Origin of the sequence: Phytopseudomonas daroniae, assembly GCF_004327285.1 — a bacterium.
Taxonomy (GTDB): Bacteria; Pseudomonadota; Gammaproteobacteria; order Pseudomonadales; family Pseudomonadaceae; genus Aquipseudomonas; species Aquipseudomonas daroniae.
In genome coordinates this window covers 1-15,316 of record NZ_QJUI01000042.1, presented here as the reverse complement: position 1 = coordinate 15,316, position 15,316 = coordinate 1, and the positions used below count along the sequence as shown (strand labels likewise).

17 protein-coding genes are annotated in these 15,316 nt (G+C 60.6%); 6 read left to right on the top strand and 11 right to left on the bottom strand.

Annotated elements, in window-relative coordinates:
- Positions 1-405: 405 nt before the first annotated feature.
- From queD to pnuC, 5 genes are all read right to left on the bottom strand, one after another.
- Entirely contained in the window at positions 406-762 is a 357-nt protein-coding gene (queD, locus tag DNK06_RS24715; RefSeq protein WP_131182616.1) for a 6-carboxytetrahydropterin synthase QueD, read from the bottom strand.
- Between the two features lie 68 nt (positions 763-830).
- Positions 831-1,973: a catalase family protein gene (locus DNK06_RS24710; protein WP_131182615.1), complete on the bottom strand. Its 1,143-nt coding sequence runs from the start codon at positions 1,971-1,973 to the stop codon at positions 831-833.
- Positions 1,966-3,876 carry a di-heme-cytochrome C peroxidase gene (locus tag DNK06_RS24705; RefSeq protein ID WP_131182614.1) on the bottom strand — a complete coding sequence of 637 codons (1,911 nt, stop codon included), beginning with the start codon at positions 3,874-3,876 and terminating at the stop codon, positions 1,966-1,968. The genes DNK06_RS24710 and DNK06_RS24705 overlap by 8 nt, the downstream gene beginning before the upstream one ends.
- 178 nt (positions 3,877-4,054) lie before the next feature.
- Positions 4,055-4,585, bottom strand: coding sequence for an AAA family ATPase (locus tag DNK06_RS24700; protein ID WP_131182613.1), 531 nt, complete (start codon positions 4,583-4,585; stop codon positions 4,055-4,057).
- On the bottom strand, positions 4,582-5,148 hold the full coding sequence (gene pnuC / locus DNK06_RS24695) for a nicotinamide riboside transporter PnuC (protein WP_131182612.1): 567 nt from the start codon (positions 5,146-5,148) through the stop codon (positions 4,582-4,584). The genes DNK06_RS24700 and pnuC overlap by 4 nt, the downstream gene beginning before the upstream one ends.
- Positions 5,149-5,393: 245 nt before the next feature.
- Between pnuC and DNK06_RS24690 the strand changes: the two genes are divergently transcribed.
- Together DNK06_RS24690 and DNK06_RS24685 are read left to right on the top strand one after the other, a co-directional pair.
- Positions 5,394-6,224 carry an undecaprenyl-diphosphate phosphatase gene (locus DNK06_RS24690; RefSeq protein ID WP_131182611.1) on the top strand — a complete coding sequence of 277 codons (831 nt, stop codon included), beginning with the start codon at positions 5,394-5,396 and terminating at the stop codon, positions 6,222-6,224.
- Positions 6,225-6,248: 24 nt separating this feature from the next.
- Positions 6,249-6,983 (top strand): DUF1294 domain-containing protein, encoded by a 735-nt coding sequence (locus DNK06_RS24685; RefSeq protein WP_131182610.1) that lies wholly within the window; start codon positions 6,249-6,251, stop codon positions 6,981-6,983.
- Here DNK06_RS24685 and DNK06_RS24680 read toward each other — a convergent pair.
- The 3 genes from DNK06_RS24680 to DNK06_RS24670 are packed head-to-tail and all read right to left on the bottom strand — an operon-like array spanning position 6,978 to position 9,507.
- Positions 6,978-7,331 carry an MmcQ/YjbR family DNA-binding protein gene (locus DNK06_RS24680; RefSeq protein WP_131182609.1) on the bottom strand — a complete coding sequence of 118 codons (354 nt, stop codon included), beginning with the start codon at positions 7,329-7,331 and terminating at the stop codon, positions 6,978-6,980. The two genes, DNK06_RS24685 and DNK06_RS24680, sit on opposite strands and share 6 nt — an antisense overlap.
- Positions 7,328-8,527: an MFS transporter gene (locus DNK06_RS24675; protein WP_131182608.1), complete on the bottom strand. Its 1,200-nt coding sequence runs from the start codon at positions 8,525-8,527 to the stop codon at positions 7,328-7,330. The genes DNK06_RS24680 and DNK06_RS24675 overlap by 4 nt, the downstream gene beginning before the upstream one ends.
- On the bottom strand, positions 8,524-9,507 hold the full coding sequence (locus tag DNK06_RS24670) for a LysR substrate-binding domain-containing protein (protein WP_131182607.1): 984 nt from the start codon (positions 9,505-9,507) through the stop codon (positions 8,524-8,526). Before DNK06_RS24670 ends, DNK06_RS24675 begins: the two co-directional genes overlap by 4 nt.
- A 148-nt stretch (positions 9,508-9,655) precedes the next feature.
- Between DNK06_RS24670 and DNK06_RS24665 the strand changes: the two genes are divergently transcribed.
- Both DNK06_RS24665 and DNK06_RS24660 read left to right on the top strand, forming a co-directional pair.
- Positions 9,656-10,264, top strand: a complete 609-nt coding sequence (locus tag DNK06_RS24665; protein ID WP_131182606.1) for an FMN-dependent NADH-azoreductase — start codon at positions 9,656-9,658, stop codon at positions 10,262-10,264.
- A gap of 115 nt (positions 10,265-10,379) precedes the next feature.
- Positions 10,380-11,159 carry a dienelactone hydrolase family protein gene (locus DNK06_RS24660; protein WP_131182605.1) on the top strand — a complete coding sequence of 260 codons (780 nt, stop codon included), beginning with the start codon at positions 10,380-10,382 and terminating at the stop codon, positions 11,157-11,159.
- A 47-nt stretch (positions 11,160-11,206) separates the two neighbouring features.
- Here DNK06_RS24660 and DNK06_RS24655 read toward each other — a convergent pair whose 3' ends face one another.
- The 3 genes from DNK06_RS24655 to DNK06_RS24645 all read right to left on the bottom strand — a co-directional run bounded on the left by DNK06_RS24655 (position 11,207) and on the right by DNK06_RS24645 (position 13,394).
- A complete protein-coding gene (locus tag DNK06_RS24655; RefSeq protein WP_131182604.1) occupies positions 11,207-11,992 on the bottom strand; it encodes a DUF4394 domain-containing protein in 786 nt (261 codons plus the stop codon).
- A 152-nt stretch (positions 11,993-12,144) separates the two neighbouring features.
- Positions 12,145-12,849, bottom strand: a complete 705-nt coding sequence (locus DNK06_RS24650; protein ID WP_131182603.1) for an anti-sigma factor — start codon at positions 12,847-12,849, stop codon at positions 12,145-12,147.
- Positions 12,846-13,394: a sigma-70 family RNA polymerase sigma factor gene (locus DNK06_RS24645; protein ID WP_131182602.1), complete on the bottom strand. Its 549-nt coding sequence runs from the start codon at positions 13,392-13,394 to the stop codon at positions 12,846-12,848. The genes DNK06_RS24650 and DNK06_RS24645 overlap by 4 nt, the downstream gene beginning before the upstream one ends.
- 181 nt (positions 13,395-13,575) lie before the next feature.
- Between DNK06_RS24645 and DNK06_RS24640 the strand changes: the two genes are divergently transcribed.
- Together DNK06_RS24640 and DNK06_RS24635 are read left to right on the top strand one after the other, a co-directional pair.
- Positions 13,576-14,604, top strand: a complete 1,029-nt coding sequence (locus DNK06_RS24640) for an amidohydrolase family protein (protein WP_131182601.1) — start codon at positions 13,576-13,578, stop codon at positions 14,602-14,604.
- Between the two features lie 70 nt (positions 14,605-14,674).
- Positions 14,675-15,139 carry a DUF3859 domain-containing protein gene (locus DNK06_RS24635; RefSeq protein ID WP_131182600.1) on the top strand — a complete coding sequence of 155 codons (465 nt, stop codon included), beginning with the start codon at positions 14,675-14,677 and terminating at the stop codon, positions 15,137-15,139.
- Positions 15,140-15,316: the final 177 nt, after the last annotated feature.

Below are 15,316 nucleotides of genomic sequence, written 5' to 3'. Positions count from 1 at the left end.
TGCATCGCCGATGGTAGTGTGGGGTCTCCCCATGTGAGAGTAGGTCATCGTCAAGCTTCTACTAGAAACCCCAGATCTCGACAGAGGTCTGGGGTTTCGTCTTTATGGCGCGGGAAAAAGGCCGCAGTTCAGGGGAGCGCCTGGGCCTTGCCGACGAGCAGTGGTTCAAGAGCATCGCCGGCAAGGCTAGGCGCCCCCGCAGCTCCTACAAAGGCCCGTCCGACCTGACACGCAACAAACGTAGCCCGGTGTTTCAGGCTACGGAGGCTCTGAACAGGTCAGGTCGTGGTGGTGAGCTTTTGGTGGAAGGATGAAGCGTCTTCCACCCTACGGATGCCTTTGCGCAGGCAATGAAAAGCCCGCACAAGGCGGGCTGAAGGATGGTGGTACTGAGTGTTCTTAAGCTCAGTCGCCGCGATATTCACAGCCGCTGCTGCAGGTCTCGTGAATACGGATGCGCGACAATTCCGGTAGTAGTGGTTTGAGCTGTTGCCAAACCCACTTGGCGATCACTTCGCTGGTCGGGTTTTCCAGGCCAGGAATGTCATTCAGATAGTTATGGTCGAGCTGTTCGTAGATCGGCTTGAAGATCGCTTTGAGCTCAGCGAAATCTCGGATCCATCCGGTGTGCGGATCGACCTCACCTTCGATATAGACCGCGATACGAAACGAGTGCCCGTGCAGACGCCCGCACTTGTGACCCTCGGGGACGTGTGGCAGGTGGTGCGCCGCTTCGAATATGAATTCTTTGAACAGTTCCAAGGCCAGTCTCTTTGTCTACATAGCGAACAGGCCGCGATTCTAGCAGCCTGCAGCGCGCTATAGGACTTTCACTGAGCCAGGGCAGCGTTGCGGTCATGACGATAGACGCTCACGGCTTCGTACACCGCCTTGCGCAGTCGATTGATTCCGCCGATGGGGCGGTGCTCCGGTAATGCATGCCAGGGATTGAATGACAGGTTGTCGCAAAACAGATTCTGCTCCGAGCTATCGAAGTCCTGGGCGGGTAGGCGGATGTCAGCCACGGTTTCGAAGGGTGAAATCCGCTCGTCCCATTCCACGCTGGGATCTTCTATGGGCATGTAATAACTCGGGTTCTGCCGTTGTACCTGCAATGCGAAGCATGCCGGCATCCGATCCAGCGACAATTGCTGGTAAAGCGCGCTACGCAGGAAGTTTGGCAAGTCGGTATTGGGTTTGGGGATTGCGTAGGCAGGACAGCTGCCGGGCGTGGGGATGACCCGGTACTTGATGTTGTGTGGCCCCAGCTTGAAAGGCGCGATCGAGTTATAGGTCGTTTCGACCGGACTGCTGGGCGCTGGCGAAAGCGTTTTCAAGGCGATGATGAGGTGGCGGATCTCCCAGGTGCGGGGATCCCAGCTGGGGAAGAAGGCCAGTGCTTTCTTGCCATCCGCCTGGGCGGCGAAGTTGCTTTGGTATTCGGCGACGTCGCGTACGAAGAATGCCGGATGGTTGAACATCACGAAATCCTGCTCATCGGTGTGGCGCGGATTGACCAGCAGCTTGTTGCCTGGAACGTCGAGAAGTTTGATCGCCATACCCCTGGCGTCGCGAGCGCGATCGAACTGTGGGTAGGCGTTTCCGTTGGACAGGCGCATCCAGGCCTGCCAGGTTTTGCCTGGCTCGCTGAGCACGCCATGGCGTAGCGTTTCGTCGAGCTCCGTTCTCACTGTTACTTCGGCTTTCACGCAACCGTGAGCCTTGGCGTGGGCGTCGCGCAATACGCGGGTATTGTCACGATGCTGTTCGACTACGCGGATTGCATCTTCGATGATGCCCTCGGTGTAGGCCGCTTCGTTGGCAGGAATCTGTTCTTCACTGGAAACCGGGCCGGAAAACTTCCAGCTGTAGTAAGCAGTGCCTATGCCCCAACCACCAAGGCCGACGATCAGCAGTACGACGAGTACTTTGGCGAAAAGCCGGCCAAGCCAGAGCCAGAATCGTTTAAGCATCGTTGGACTCCTTGTTGTTTACCGTCACGCTGCCCTGGCAGAACTGCCCGGGACTCCAGGGTTTGCTCTGCACTTCGCTCAATTGGCTTTCCAGCCGAGGATTGCCCAGTACTTTCAGGTACTCGACCAACGCCCAGCGCTCCTCCGGTTGCAAGGCCCGCCCGATGACGCCGTTGTTGCGGCAGCCATCGCGAAATTCATGGCCGCGATTGCCGTTGCCTTTGATGCTTGTATCGAGAAGGAACCCACCGGGGAATTTGTCGCTGACGAAGCCAACGTGTTTGGGGTCGAATTCGAAGTTGCCGACCCAGAAGCTGCCTGGGCGCTCCGAGACCGGTGACAGCAGATGAAAGAGCGTGGGTACCGAGCCGTTGTGCAGGAACGGCGGCGTCGCCCAGATACTGTCCAGTGGTCGAGGCTTGTAGCCGCGGAGCTCCTGCACGCCGATGGGCAGCCCGTAGCCGTCCATGCGTTTACGTTGCTCTGGCGAAACGCCATTGTCGCGGTACGCCCGCTCTTCGACATAGGCGGTGATGTAGGCCAGTGCTTCGGCGCTGGAGATGGCGCGTAAATCGACGTTATCGAGGCTCGCGCTGAACAACCGTACGTCCAGATTTGCCAGGTCGGCCTTCTTCCAGCCCAGCTTGCTGATGTCGAAACGATGGTCGGCGATATTGTCGGCGGTACTGGAGTCGGTACCGACGAGCGAAGTAGGGATGACCCGCATGTTCCATTCGGGGTCACGATCTGGGGCCATGCGCTTGTCCGCTGGCGTTACTTGTGGTGCGTGACAATGGGCGCAGTTTTCCTTGAACAGGGCACGTCCCTGGCTGGCGAGGGCGATGTCCACCTTGCCGAAGATCTTTTCTGGCCACGCTGGAGGCTGCAGGCGCTTGAGCGTTTCTTCCAGGGCATAGAGATCGGCGATTCTGACGCTGGAGGCATATCGCTGGTTCTCGGCGACGGCCTGTCCGTTGTCGTCAAACAGATGCAGTGTAGCGCCGACGCCGAGGGCCTCACCAACATTGCGCGCCATCGGTTGCATGGCCGATCCGTTCCACTGCACCCAGTCGAACTTCCAGATGTCCCAGAGATGTGGATAGCTGACCGGCGCATCGGCAATTCGGTAATTGGCGGCATCGATATTGTCGCCAAATACGGAATTGGCAATGCGGCCAAAGGCATCGGTTCGGCCGAAACCTTCTTCGGTCGGATAAAGACCACGGTGCCAGTCGTTGTAAGCCGTGCTCAGCAATTGATCGAGCACAGTCTTGAATTCCAGCCGCAGGTTGTCGTAATCGCGATCATAGCGCTCACCCAATACTTCTCGGGCGAAGCGACGGAATTTCAGCGGGTTGTAGTAGGTAAACGCCATACTCATGCCGAGCGACTGGCCGAAGCTGCCACCCTTCACCGTCGGTACTGTCGAGGCCAGTGAATGCAGTGCCGCGCCACCATCGATACGCACGGCCTGACCTTTGTAGCGCAGTTCGCCGGTGTGGCAAGCGGAGCAGGTGATGTCCAGATACTGGACGCCGCTTTCATCGTCTTCGTGCCGCGCGAACCCGACCGGCAAATTACCAGGATTGAGCGCTGTGGCTTTTTGGCCGGGTTCGGTAAGAAAACCGAAGCGCGCCAGGTAGTCGGGATCGGCGAACTTGGCTTTGCCGAACGGCAGCTCCAGGGCCGAGAACCATGCGTACTGCAGGCCTTTTACCCGCGTACCCTGAGGTGTGTAGTAATAGAACTGACGTTCCTGATCGCTCCACTGCCCGAGGTAATGCAGCTTTTCGGCCGGTTTGTAGTCGGGAAGGTTGGGGTTGGCGATGAAGTAAACGGCAATCAGCAGTGCGCAGAGCAATAGCAGAAGAATGATCTGCACGGTACGGCGAATCAGGCGCATCGGTTACGTCCTTGCTGCGTTCTTCTAGTCGTGCACCTTTATGCCCATGCCGTCGCCTAATGGCAAGGTGCCAGGCCTGCATGACGTGCATTTTGTATGGATTTTTATGGACTGCCATCCCTGGCGGCCACCCTGCGGGCCGTCGCAAGCGACGTTAAAAATTTCTCCCGGAAATTTTTTATTCGGCAGCGGACAACCAGGCTTCGATCCGCTTTATTGCCTCGGCCTGGCGCTCGCTCCAGGTACCGGCAATTTCCACAACGGGCCGTTCATGCTCGTCGAGCCATTTAGCGCAGGCGTGGTGAAAGGCCAGTCGCTGTGCGAGATCCGGCTGGCAACGTTGACCATCGCTGACCCATTCGACGCCGCGCGGGTCGAGCAACAGGTGCAGGTGATATTCACGCTCGAGCAGTGCCGGCTCCATCCAGTCCGGGCAGTCGCCAAACAGCTCGCGGCTCCAGAGAATATTGCTCAGCAGATGAGTATCGAGGATCAGCAGGTGAGGTCGCGTCTCTCTCGCAGCGTCTTCCCAGGCGAGCTGGCCCCTGGCGATAGTGGATATATCGGCATAACAGGTATCGCGTTGCTGGCTGTCGATGAAATGGCGGACGTATTCACCAACCACGATACCACCGAAACGCTGCTGCAGCTCATTGGCCAGCCAGCTTTTGCCACTGGACTCCGGGCCCGTCAGTACCAGTACTTTCATGACGGGCGCGCAACTAGTTCACGCCGCCAGGTCAGCCAGCCGTGGCAGGCCAGCAGGGTGAAGAGACCGTACAGGGCAGCGGTGAGGTATAGCGCCTGATCGATGAACAGTGCAACGAACAGCAGATCGAGGACGATCCACAGTGCCCAGCACTGCAGGCGCTTCTTGGCCATCCACAACTGCGCCACCAGGCTGAAGGCACAGAGCGTTGCATCCTGCCAGGGTGCGCTGGCGTCGGTGTAAACCACCATCAACATACCCAGTACGATGGAACCCAGCAGACCCAGGGCCAGGCCAAAGCCGGTCTGGCGAGTGTTCAGGCGCGATACATGGAGTCGTTCATCGGGCCGATCGCCTCGCGTCCAGTGCCACCAACCGTAAAGCTGCAGAGCGGCATAGACGAACTGCAGCAGCATGTTGGAATACAGCTTGGCCTGAAAAAACACCCAGGCGTAGAGCACCACCATAACCAGGCCAATGGGCCAGCACCAGGGGTTCTGGCGCACGGTCAGCCAGACGGCGATCAGGCCGAGCAGCGAGGCGCAGGCTTCGAGCGGTGACATGGAACCCCTGGGTGAGTGGTTGTATTGGGAGGCGCATTCTATCCCTTGTTATTACGGTCGTCTCGCCGCAGGGAGGCACGTTGCGGCGGCAATTCTCAGGATTGCATTGATAGCGGTTTGAAATTGAAAACAACTGCTTTATAACTGCCGCTTTTTTCGGCCATGCTGGAACCTCCACCAGCCGCTTCAGTCCGAGAATCATCCCCTTTCCAGCCAGCCTGTCTGGCGTATCCGTAGGAGTTCTGATGGACAGTTGGCTCGCGTTTCAGGCGCTGATCCTGGGTATCGTTGAAGGCCTCACCGAATTTCTGCCCATTTCCAGCACCGGTCACCTGATCGTGGTCGGCGATCTGTTGTCATTCAACGGCGAGCGCGCCACGGCATTCAAGATCATCATCCAGTTGGGCGCCATTCTCGCGGTGATGTGGGAGTTCCGTCAGCGCATCACTTCGGTCGTGACCGGCCTCGGCAGTGACCCAATGGCGCGGCGCTTCACGGTCAACGTGCTGGTCGCCTTCATTCCAGCGGTGATTCTCGGGCTGCTGTTCGCGGATATCATCGAGCACTGGCTGTTCAACCCGATCACGGTCAGTGCGGCGTTGATCGTCGGTGGCATGGTGATGATCTGGGCCGAGAAACGCCAGCACCGCATCGTGGCCGAGTCGGTCGATGACATGGACTGGAAGCTGGCCCTCAAGGTCGGCTTCGCCCAATGCCTGGCGCTGATCCCGGGTACCTCGCGTTCCGGCTCGACCATCATCGGTGGTCTGCTGTTCGGTCTGTCGCGCAAGGCAGCCACCGAATTCTCGTTCTTTCTGGCGATGCCGACGATGATCGCGGCCACGGTCTACTCGCTCTATAAGTACCGCGAAATCTTGCAGTGGAGCGATCTGCCATTGTTTGCCATCGGTTTCGTCACCACCTTTATCGTCGCCATGTTGACGGTACGCGCGCTGCTGGTATTCATCGCCAACCACAGCTACGCGGTATTCGCCTGGTATCGGATCGCCTTTGGTCTGGTGATCCTGGTGACCTGGCAATTCGGCTTGATCGACTGGAGTACGGCAGAAGGCTGATCGCCTCGCCAGGCAGGGAAGAGTATGCAGACGAAGGAACAGGCCGGCCGGATAAAGAGCTGGAACGACGACAAGGGCTTCGGTTTCATTCAGCCTGCCGCAGGGGGAACCGAGGTGTTCGCTCATATCTCGGCGATGCGTGGTGATCGCCGGCCCAGCAGCGGTGATCAGGTGTTGTTCGTTGCTGGGCGCGACGAGCGCGGGCGCTTGCGCGCCGAGCACCTGCGGCTGGCGGGTGAACTGGTCATCGACCAGCCGCAGGTTCGCGTTAAACCGCGAGCTGCGGCGTCTATCGGTAAAACTCAGCCGGCAGCCAGGTCGCGTGCCCGTAATGCCCGCCAGGCATCAGGTGGGTTGCGCAATCCAGCCGCCAAGCTGATGGTTTTCGCTGCCCTGTGCAGCCTGCCGGTGTTCGGCGCCCTGCGCTGGCTGGCAGAGGGGCAGAACATCTGGCCGTTGCTGCTTTACCCGCTGGCCAGCGTCCTGTGCTTCATTCTCTACTGGAGCGACAAGAGCAGTGCCCAGCAGAACCGCCAGCGTATTTCGGAAAACACCTTGCACCTGTTCGAACTGGCAGGCGGCTGGCCCGGTGCCTTGTTGGCGCAGCAAGCGTTTCGCCACAAGACGCGCAAGGTCTCCTATCAACTGCTGTTCTGGATCATCGTCGCGTCGCACCAGCTGTTCTGGGTTGATCAACTGCTGCTGAGCGGGGTTTACACCGGCGGCTGGCTGCGTGGCCTGGGCATGGCTCTGCTATAGATCGAGCAGCAGGCCAACCTGCTGCTTCTTGGACAATCGCCGCACCACCAGTTGGTGCGAGCGGGTCAGCAGATCGCGCAGCTCTTCATCGCTCATGGGCGGCTGGCTGCCATTCATGCTGATCCAGTGGGCGCGGGCCAGGTAAGGCGCTGGGCGGATGCCCGGGCGATCCGTGTAGCCGAGAAACAACGCGTCATCCACCTTGAAGGCCAGGTTGTCACCGAGAAAGTCGACGATGGCGAACATCTTGTTGTGCGCCACGGAAAACACCTGGTTGCTACCCCACTTGTAATCGACGCGAGTCCCCGGCAGTTGCAGGCAGAAGGCAACGAGCTCTTCCCGAGTCATGGCTGTACCTCTTTCGGCCGTTCGGCACGGCGTAGCAGCAGGAGGCTCAGGCCAAGGCCGAGCAGCGACAGCAGGCCGGAGGCGAGGAACACTGCACCGTAGTCATAGGCACTGGCGATCAGGCCCATCAGCGGCCCGGCGATGCCGAGCGCCAGATCGAAGAACAGCGCGTAGGCGCCCAGCGCCGAGCTGCGGCTGGCGGCGGGGATGTTGCCGATGGCCTCAACGCCCAGCGCCGGGTAAACCAGCGACAGGCCGAAACCAGTCAGCGCTGCGCCACAAAGTGCCAGCGCGGGAATGGGGGCGAGCCAGAGCAATAGCAGCCCGAGGCTCTCGATTGCCAGGCAGATGGTGGCGACCCGGTAGCCGCCACGCCGTTCGATGGCACCGGCGAACAGCAGGCGCGCGGCGATGAATGCCACGCCAAAGGCGCTCAGGCAGTAAGCCGCGTGCTCCCAGCCGAGGCTGGCGTAATACAGGGTGACGAAGGTCGCCAGGGTACCGAAACCGATGGAGCCCAGAGCGAGCGCCACCCCATTGGGGGCAATGGCCAGGAATACGTTGTGAAACGGCAGGCGCTTGCCCTGGATGATCGGAATGGCGGGTTTGTCGCGTGCTACCCAAAGGGCACCGAGGCTGAGCAGGGTGATCGCGCAGCCGATGCTCCAGAGGCCGAGGGAGGAAGCCATCAGCACACCGAGCGGTGCACCGATGGCGATGGCGCCATAGGACGCGATGCCGTTCCAGGAAATCACCCGGGCGGTATTCTCTGCCCCGACCCGGCCGATGCCCCAGGTGATCGAGCCCGTACCGATCAGCGCTTGGGAAATGCCCAGTGCTACCCGTCCGACCAGCAGCAGGCTCAGGCCAACCTCGCTGGACAGGTCATGCAGGCTGGTCGCCGCGAGGGTCAGTACGCCGCTGCCCACGGCACCGGCCAAGCCGTAAACCACCGCGCGCTTGGGCCCGATGCGATCGATCAGCACGCCGGTGATGGGCCGCGAAACCAGCGTGACAAGGTACTGCAGGCTGATCACCAGGCCAGCCATCACCGAGCCGTAGCCCAGGTCGTTGAGCACGAAGCCAGGCAGTACCGCAAGAGGCAGACCAACACACAGGAAGCCGATGAAGGTGAAGAAAACCACTGCAAGAATTCGGGCGGTCTGGCCGGGAATAGGGGGCTTGCTAGCGGTCATCGGGCATCCTGTTTGATAGAGAAGGGTTGTTGATCGTTGCCAGGCGGATCGGACGAGGGAAGGCCTGCGTCCGATCCAGGCATCAGCCATCCATTGGCGTTGGCTTGAATCATGTGGTCGAGCCAGGCCCTCACGGCCGGCAACATGCCGCGACGATGAGGATAGACGGCCTGCAGGTGGCCGCCTGGCAGTTCCCAGTCCGGCAGCAGGCGAACCAGGCGGCCGGTCTGCAGGTCGGCCAGGCATTTGGTATGCGGCAGCATGGTGAAGCCTAGCCCTTGCAGTGCCGCCTCTCGGCGTATGTCGAAATCTTCGATGCTCAGACGCGCTTCGAAAGTCACCTCTCGACGAACGCCGGCCACATTCTTTATCAGATGGTGAATGCGCCGGTCGCTGCCCGCGGCGCCAAGCGCTGGCAGTTGTTGCAGGTCTTCCGGAGTGGTGATGTCCAACCCTTGCAGCAAGGCGGGCGAGGCCACCAGGTAGGCGGTTGCTGGTGCCAGTTGGCGGGCGATCAACGAAGGATCCTCATCGCCCTGGTCGCGTACCCGCAGGGCGACGTCTATGCCTTCCTGGAGCAGATCCACGCGGCGATTGGTCAGCACCACGTCCAGTTGAACCAGGGGGTACTTCAACAAAAAGGTACTGACTACCTGATGCAGGCCGGCGCGCGCCAGCTCGATAGGGCAAGACACACGAATCCTTCCGCGCGGTTCGCTGCTGAGCGAGGCCACCGCTTCCTGTGCCTGTTCGGCTTCGAGCAGCATCGCCTGGCAGTGACGCAGAAAGCGCTCCCCCGTTTCGGTCAGCGCCAGCTTGCGCGTGGTGCGTTGCAACAAGCGCACACCAAGCCGTGCCTCGAGCTCGGCCACTCGCCGCGACAGGCGCGATTTGGGAATGCCCAGTTGCTGGCCGGCAGCGCTGAACCCGCCGTGCTCGACTACTTTGGCGAAGTACATCAGGTCGTTGAGATCCTGCATCACAGGCTCCTGGTCAGCCGAGAAAGTTCGTTTGTTCCATCAGTAGAACGCATCATCGCATTTTTGCCGACTAATCAGGGATTGGTTACACCTGTAGGATTAATCCATCGAATACCTACTGACGAGCCTAATTGCTCAAGGAGCCATCATGAAACTTCTGCATCTCGATTCCAGCATTCTCGGCAATGCTTCCGCTTCCCGTCAGCTCAGCGCTGCAGTGGTCGATGCCTGGAAGAGCGGGCAAGCCGATATCCAGGTCACTTACCGCGACCTGGCCAGCGATGCCCTGAGCCACTTTTCGGCTGCCAGCCTGGTTGCCGGTGGTACGCCCGCCGAGCTGCGTGATGCCGCCCAGGCTCATGAAGTGGCGCTGGCCGAAGCCACACTGGATGAGTTTCTCGCCGCTGACGCAATCGTGATTGGCGCGCCGATGTACAACTTTTCCATCCCGAGCCAGCTCAAGGCCTGGATCGACCGTATCTCGGTTGCCGGTAAGACTTTCGCCTACGATGAAAACGGCCCCAAGGGCCTGGCCGGTGGCAAGAAGGTGATCATCGCGTCGACCGCTGGTGGTCTGCATGCCGGGCAAGCCAGCGGCCAGGCCCACGAGGATTACCTGATCTTCGTGCTGCGCTTTCTCGGTATCACCGATATCCAGGTGGTGCGTGCCGAAGGCCTGGCTTATGGTGAAGAGCCGAAAGCCAATGCGCTGCGCGGTGCCCAGGAACAGATCGACGTTCTGTTCGCCGCCGCCTGATTCGACTCCCGGCAGCGGTGCCATGGGTTTCCCTGGCGCCGCAAATGTGCTTCCTTGTGGCTCTGGCGCAGCTTCGGCTGTATCGAATGGGCACATGCACGATGGGAGTCAAACAATGAAGAAATCACTGTTGTCGGTAGCGTTGCTGGGACTGGCGGGGCTGGCCGAAGCGGGGGTGGTGGTCAAGAACGTTCCCTACGAAATCGATGGTGAGCCGTTCGAAGGCCTGCTGATCTATGACGATGCCGTTACCGACCCGCGTCCCGGCTTGCTGATGGTGCCCAACTGGATGGGCGTCAACGATGCGTCCGCTCAGAAAGCTGCCCGTGCGGCCGGGGATAAATACGTGGTGTTCATGGCCGATATGTACGGCAAGAACATTCGCCCCAGCAATGCGGACGAAGCCAAGGAAGCCGCCATCGCCGTGCGTGGTGACCGCGCACTGATGCGCAAGCGCGCTCAGGCGGCCGTCGAGGTGCTCAAGGCGCAAACCACTCAGGTCGCCCTGGATACTTCCAGGCTAGGCGCGATCGGTTTCTGCTTCGGCGGCGGAACCGTTCTGGAGCTGGCCCGTTCGGGCGCGCCGCTGAAGGCCTTCGTGTCCTTCCACGGCAACCTGGATACACCCAACCCGGCTGACGCCAATAACATCAAGGCGCCGGTGCTGGTGCTGCACGGCGCGGATGATCCGGCAGTACCGCAGGCGCAGGTCGATGGTTTTGTCGCGGAGATGAAGGCAACCAAGGCCGACTGGCAACTGGTCAGCTACGGTGGTGCGGTGCATTCGTTCACCAACCCGCTGGCCGATGCGCCGGGCAGCAACCAGTACCATCCTCTGGTCGCGGCGCGGGCCTTCAAGGCAATGAACAATCTGCTCGATGAGGTGTTCGAGTAACGTGAGCCGAGGCAGGGGAAGGCCGGGCGGCCTTCCCCTGTGAAAGCTTATCTGGCCGGCAGGACGGCGATGTCGATGATGTCGCCAGGCAGATCCTTGATCTCACCCAGTGCGCTGGCCTTGCCCGTTTCCAGGTTGACCTGGTGCAGGGTGGTGCCGGTCAGCAGGTAAGCCGTATTAGCGCCCTTGCCGTCGCTCTTGATATCCAGAGCCGCGGTTTTCAGGCCGTCGGCGATCTTGCCGACTACCTGCTGGATGCCGTCATTTGGCGGGTTCTGCAACATCAGGTTGCCGCTGGCCAGATCCACCGTGTACAGCGCGGTTTTCTCGGTACCAGCGTAGGCATTGGTGTAAGCGCCAGCTACGACCTTGGCTGTCTTGCCTGCATACGGGCCGTCTTTGGCGTAGGCGACCTTGCCGTCTACCACGACTTCACCGCTGTCGACATTGACCCGCAGGCTGGTGCCGTCGGCAGCCAGCAGGCGCAGACGATCGGCGACCGGATTGAAGTCGACCACCGCCTGGCCTTTGCCCGGCAGCGCCTGGCTCAGTTTGGCGACCTTGCTGGCTGCGCCGCTCTTGGCGTCGAGGGTGTACAGCTGACCATCGTCGTCCAGGCCATAGAGTGCGCCGCTGGCCGGGCGTACATCGATGCCGCGCAGGCTGGATACGCCGCTGAGTTGCACGTCGGAAGCGACCGTAAGGCTTTTGGTGTCGATGTGCAGCAGCTTGCCGTTCGCACTCAGAGCCAGCAGATCGTCGGCGTTGGCGGTGGCACAACCCAGGGCAGCGGTGGTGATGGCGATACCGAGCATTTTCTTGGAAATGTTCATGAGCGTCCTCTCTATGGGTAAGGCGCGAAGGTCTCTTCGCGCTCGCATCCAGGCGCCGTGATGAAGCACCTGTTATCGATACCCACGAGATGACGTGGCAGATGTCGGCAGACATATCTGTTTACACCTGCCGAATCCCGGCTTCCATCCGATCAGTTGAGCGTGGCCACGACGGCGCGACCGATATACAGCACTTCACCCGTTGGCCTGTTCAGTGGCGAGCCGCCGGACGGCTCCAGGGTCAACTCGAACAGCTGGCCGGCACGTACGGCGCCGATCTGCTCGGCGGACAGGGTCAGCCGCTCGCCCGGCTCGACCAGGCCGAGTGAGCGTGGGCCATCTTTCGGATCGACGAGCGTCCAGAACTGCACGGAGCGATCCGCTGCGACCTGATCCTGGCGCAGTGGCTCCAGCAGCAAGGTGCCGTTGGCATCGATATGTACCACCCAGCCCGGCGCTGCCGCTTCGCCTGGTGGTTGCAGCACGGCGGTATAGGCGGCAGGCGGCGCATCGTCGCGCCACGGCATCGGCAGCAAGGCGATGATCAGTGCCATCGCCAGGGCCGCGCTGGTCAGGCGCCAGGCGGTCAGGTTCGACCACCAGGCCTGCCAACTGCTGGCCCGTTGCCCCAGGTTCAGCGTCTGCTGCAGGCGCGGCCAGAGGCCGGGCGAGGGCGTACTGGGATCGAGCCTGTCACTGAGCTCGAGAAAATGTTGCTCCCATTCCAGGGCCATGGCGGCGGCCTGGGGGTCGCGCTCTATCAAGTCGGCGATTTCACGGGCCTGATCCTGCTCGAGCAGGCCGAGAACATACTCGCCGATGAGCGCACGGCGTTCTGCGGGGTCGGTGCTTATCATCGTTGCAAACACTCCTGCAGTGCGCGCAGACCGCTACGAATGCGCCCTTTGATGGTGCCCAGCGGGGTGGTCAGGCGTGTCGCGATCTGCTCATGGGTCAGGCCGCGATAGAACGCCAGTAGAATCGGATGACGCCGTGGGCGCTCGAGCTTCTGCAGGCAGGCGCGCAGATGTCGTTTGTCCGACTGTTGTTCATGTTGTTGAGCGGCCGAAGGGCTGTCGTCGATCAGGTGATCGGCGATGTCGTCTCCCAATGCCACGGTGCGACCGCGCTGGCGCAGCTGGTTCAAGGCGCGGTAGCGCAGGATGCTGTAGATCCACGCTCGGCCGCTGCCCAGCGAGCGCTGGAAGCGCCCGGCGTTGCGCCAGATCTGCACGAAGGCATCGTGCAGGCAATCCTCGGCAGGGTCGCGTTGGCCCAGCAAGCTGATCGCCAACCCGAGCATCTGCGAGGCTTCCTGACGGTACAGTGCCTGGAAGGCGCGCTCGTCACTGCGGGCGCAGGCTTCCAGGATGCTTTCGTAATCGAACATCGGGTCAGACATGCCGTCGTCCTGTCATGGGCTGCGTCCTGAATGTGCCAAGGGTTATACCCGAGACGGGCCGTTACGGATGCGTCGGCAATGAAACAAATAGTCTCGCGATGCCTTGGCAGATCCGCGATATTGGCTGAACTTGCCCGAAGCGGCCGCAGTCTATGCTGGTCATCGTCAGAAGGACGCCTGCATGCATCTGATTCGTCTGGTTTTTTTATTGTCCGCTGGGCTGCTGGCTGGTCTCGTGGAAGCGCGCGAGTATCGCTACAGCGATGCCCATCTACATTACGTCGACTTCTTCCAGGAAAGCGCCGGCATGGATACGCTGCTGCAGCGCATGGATGAGGCGGGAGTCGATCATGTGATGTTCTCGGGCATTCCGGTCGCCAAGAAATGGCACGAAAATGAGCCCAAGCGCCCGCGCTACTATGCGGGTGACGATGCAGCGGCCTACTGGTACAGCGCCACCGACGCATTGATCGCCCATGCCTACAAGCAGGTGCCGGAGGCGCAGCGTCATCGTTTTCACCCATTCCTGTCCGGCTTCAACCCCAACGACAAGAATTCGGATGCTCACATCCGCCGCATGCTCGAGCTCGATCCAGGACTTTGGCAGGGCATTGGCGAGGTCTTCACGCGCCACGATGATCTTACTTCGCTGATCGAGGGCAGTACCCCACGGGCCAACAACGAGGCCATGACGCGGGTCTATCACCTGGCTGCCGAATACGATCTGCCGGTGATGGTGCACTCCAACATCACCTCCAAGCGGGAGCGCAATCCCCTCTATCTGCAGGAAATCGAAGAGCCGCTGCGCAATCATCCGCATGTGCGCTTCATCTGGGCTCATGCCGGTACGAGTATGGAGATCCACCGCCATCAGGAGAAGCTGGATTTTCTCTTCGATACCCTCGAACGCATGTTGGAAAGCTATCCCAATCTGTACGTCGATCTATCCTGGACGATGCTCAGGCCCTATCTCACCGACGAGAACGGCAAGCCTGATCCTCAATGGGTGGGATTGGTTCGCCGCTACTCGGAGCGTTTCATGATCGGCTCCGACGTAGTAGGGCGCTTCGACAGCATGGGCGAGTACATGCAGGGTTTCGATCGCTTCCTCGATGAGTTGCCCGAAGACGTCGCCCACAAAGTGGCCAGGGACAACTTCCTCTCCATCTTGCCGCGGAGCGTGCAGGCGGAGTTGCCGGCGCCGCGCTGATGGCGTCGATTGTCATCAGGTTGTCATCGCTGCGTCATAGCCTCGCGCCATTCCAAAGAAGGAGCGTGAGATGCAACACATCCGATTCGCAACGATGACGGCGCTGCTGCTGGCAGCAGGTCTGGCTCAGGCTGAAGTGCACGTGCAGGGGCCGGTCGAATATGGCGTTTTCGTCAGTCAGCACAAGGATTTCCAGCCTGGTGAGCGGGTGCTGACCCGATCCAACCAAGAGATCGAGCAAACCACCGTGGTGCCTGCCAGGCTGGGTACCAAGTTCGGCATGCGCTATACCCTGACGGGCAAGACCGCCGATGCCGAGCCGCTGACCCTGCTGTACCTCACACCGGGCGTGACCGGCAGCGATGGTCAGCGCCGCGACAAGTTCGTGGTGACGCAGAAGCTGGTGCCCGATGCGCCACAGGATGTCATGGCGTTCGAGTTCTCCGAGAACTATGAAGTGGTGCCGGGCGAGTGGCATTTCCTGCTTTTTCAGGGCGACCGCAAGCTGGCTGAGCAGCGCTTCGAGGTGCGTTGAGCCAGTGCGGTATCCTGGTGCTCGGTTCTTCAATAAGAAATGCGGGCAATGAAAAACGGCGCCAGAACAGAGCGTGTGAAAACCCGCTGATGTAGGTATTGGCACCCGGCAAACGCCCTGACATCGTTCGGGGCGTTTTCTTTTGTGCGATTCAGAAGGTCACCACCGGACTTTTCA

What these genes read in the sequence shown, in the direction of transcription:
- DNK06_RS24635 (WP_131182600.1), top strand. Translation starts at nt 14,675, where the DNA reads ATGCAACACATCCGATTCGCAACGATGACGGCGCTGCTGCTGGCAGCA.
- DNK06_RS24650 (WP_131182603.1), bottom strand. Translation starts at nt 12,849, where the DNA reads ATGATAAGCACCGACCCCGCAGAACGCCGTGCGCTCATCGGCGAGTAT.
- DNK06_RS24690 (WP_131182611.1), top strand. Translation starts at nt 5,394, where the DNA reads ATGGACAGTTGGCTCGCGTTTCAGGCGCTGATCCTGGGTATCGTTGAA.
- DNK06_RS24640 (WP_131182601.1), top strand. Translation starts at nt 13,576, where the DNA reads ATGCATCTGATTCGTCTGGTTTTTTTATTGTCCGCTGGGCTGCTGGCT.
- DNK06_RS24655 (WP_131182604.1), bottom strand. Translation starts at nt 11,992, where the DNA reads ATGAACATTTCCAAGAAAATGCTCGGTATCGCCATCACCACCGCTGCC.
- DNK06_RS24645 (WP_131182602.1), bottom strand. Translation starts at nt 13,394, where the DNA reads ATGTCTGACCCGATGTTCGATTACGAAAGCATCCTGGAAGCCTGCGCC.
- DNK06_RS24670 (WP_131182607.1), bottom strand. Translation starts at nt 9,507, where the DNA reads ATGCAGGATCTCAACGACCTGATGTACTTCGCCAAAGTAGTCGAGCAC.
- DNK06_RS24710 (WP_131182615.1), bottom strand. Translation starts at nt 1,973, where the DNA reads ATGCTTAAACGATTCTGGCTCTGGCTTGGCCGGCTTTTCGCCAAAGTA.
- DNK06_RS24675 (WP_131182608.1), bottom strand. Translation starts at nt 8,527, where the DNA reads ATGACCGCTAGCAAGCCCCCTATTCCCGGCCAGACCGCCCGAATTCTT.
- DNK06_RS24705 (WP_131182614.1), bottom strand. Translation starts at nt 3,876, where the DNA reads ATGCGCCTGATTCGCCGTACCGTGCAGATCATTCTTCTGCTATTGCTC.
- DNK06_RS24660 (WP_131182605.1), top strand. Translation starts at nt 10,380, where the DNA reads ATGAAGAAATCACTGTTGTCGGTAGCGTTGCTGGGACTGGCGGGGCTG.
- DNK06_RS24700 (WP_131182613.1), bottom strand. Translation starts at nt 4,585, where the DNA reads ATGAAAGTACTGGTACTGACGGGCCCGGAGTCCAGTGGCAAAAGCTGG.
- DNK06_RS24665 (WP_131182606.1), top strand. Translation starts at nt 9,656, where the DNA reads ATGAAACTTCTGCATCTCGATTCCAGCATTCTCGGCAATGCTTCCGCT.
- DNK06_RS24685 (WP_131182610.1), top strand. Translation starts at nt 6,249, where the DNA reads ATGCAGACGAAGGAACAGGCCGGCCGGATAAAGAGCTGGAACGACGAC.
- DNK06_RS24680 (WP_131182609.1), bottom strand. Translation starts at nt 7,331, where the DNA reads ATGACTCGGGAAGAGCTCGTTGCCTTCTGCCTGCAACTGCCGGGGACT.
- pnuC (WP_131182612.1), bottom strand. Translation starts at nt 5,148, where the DNA reads ATGTCACCGCTCGAAGCCTGCGCCTCGCTGCTCGGCCTGATCGCCGTC.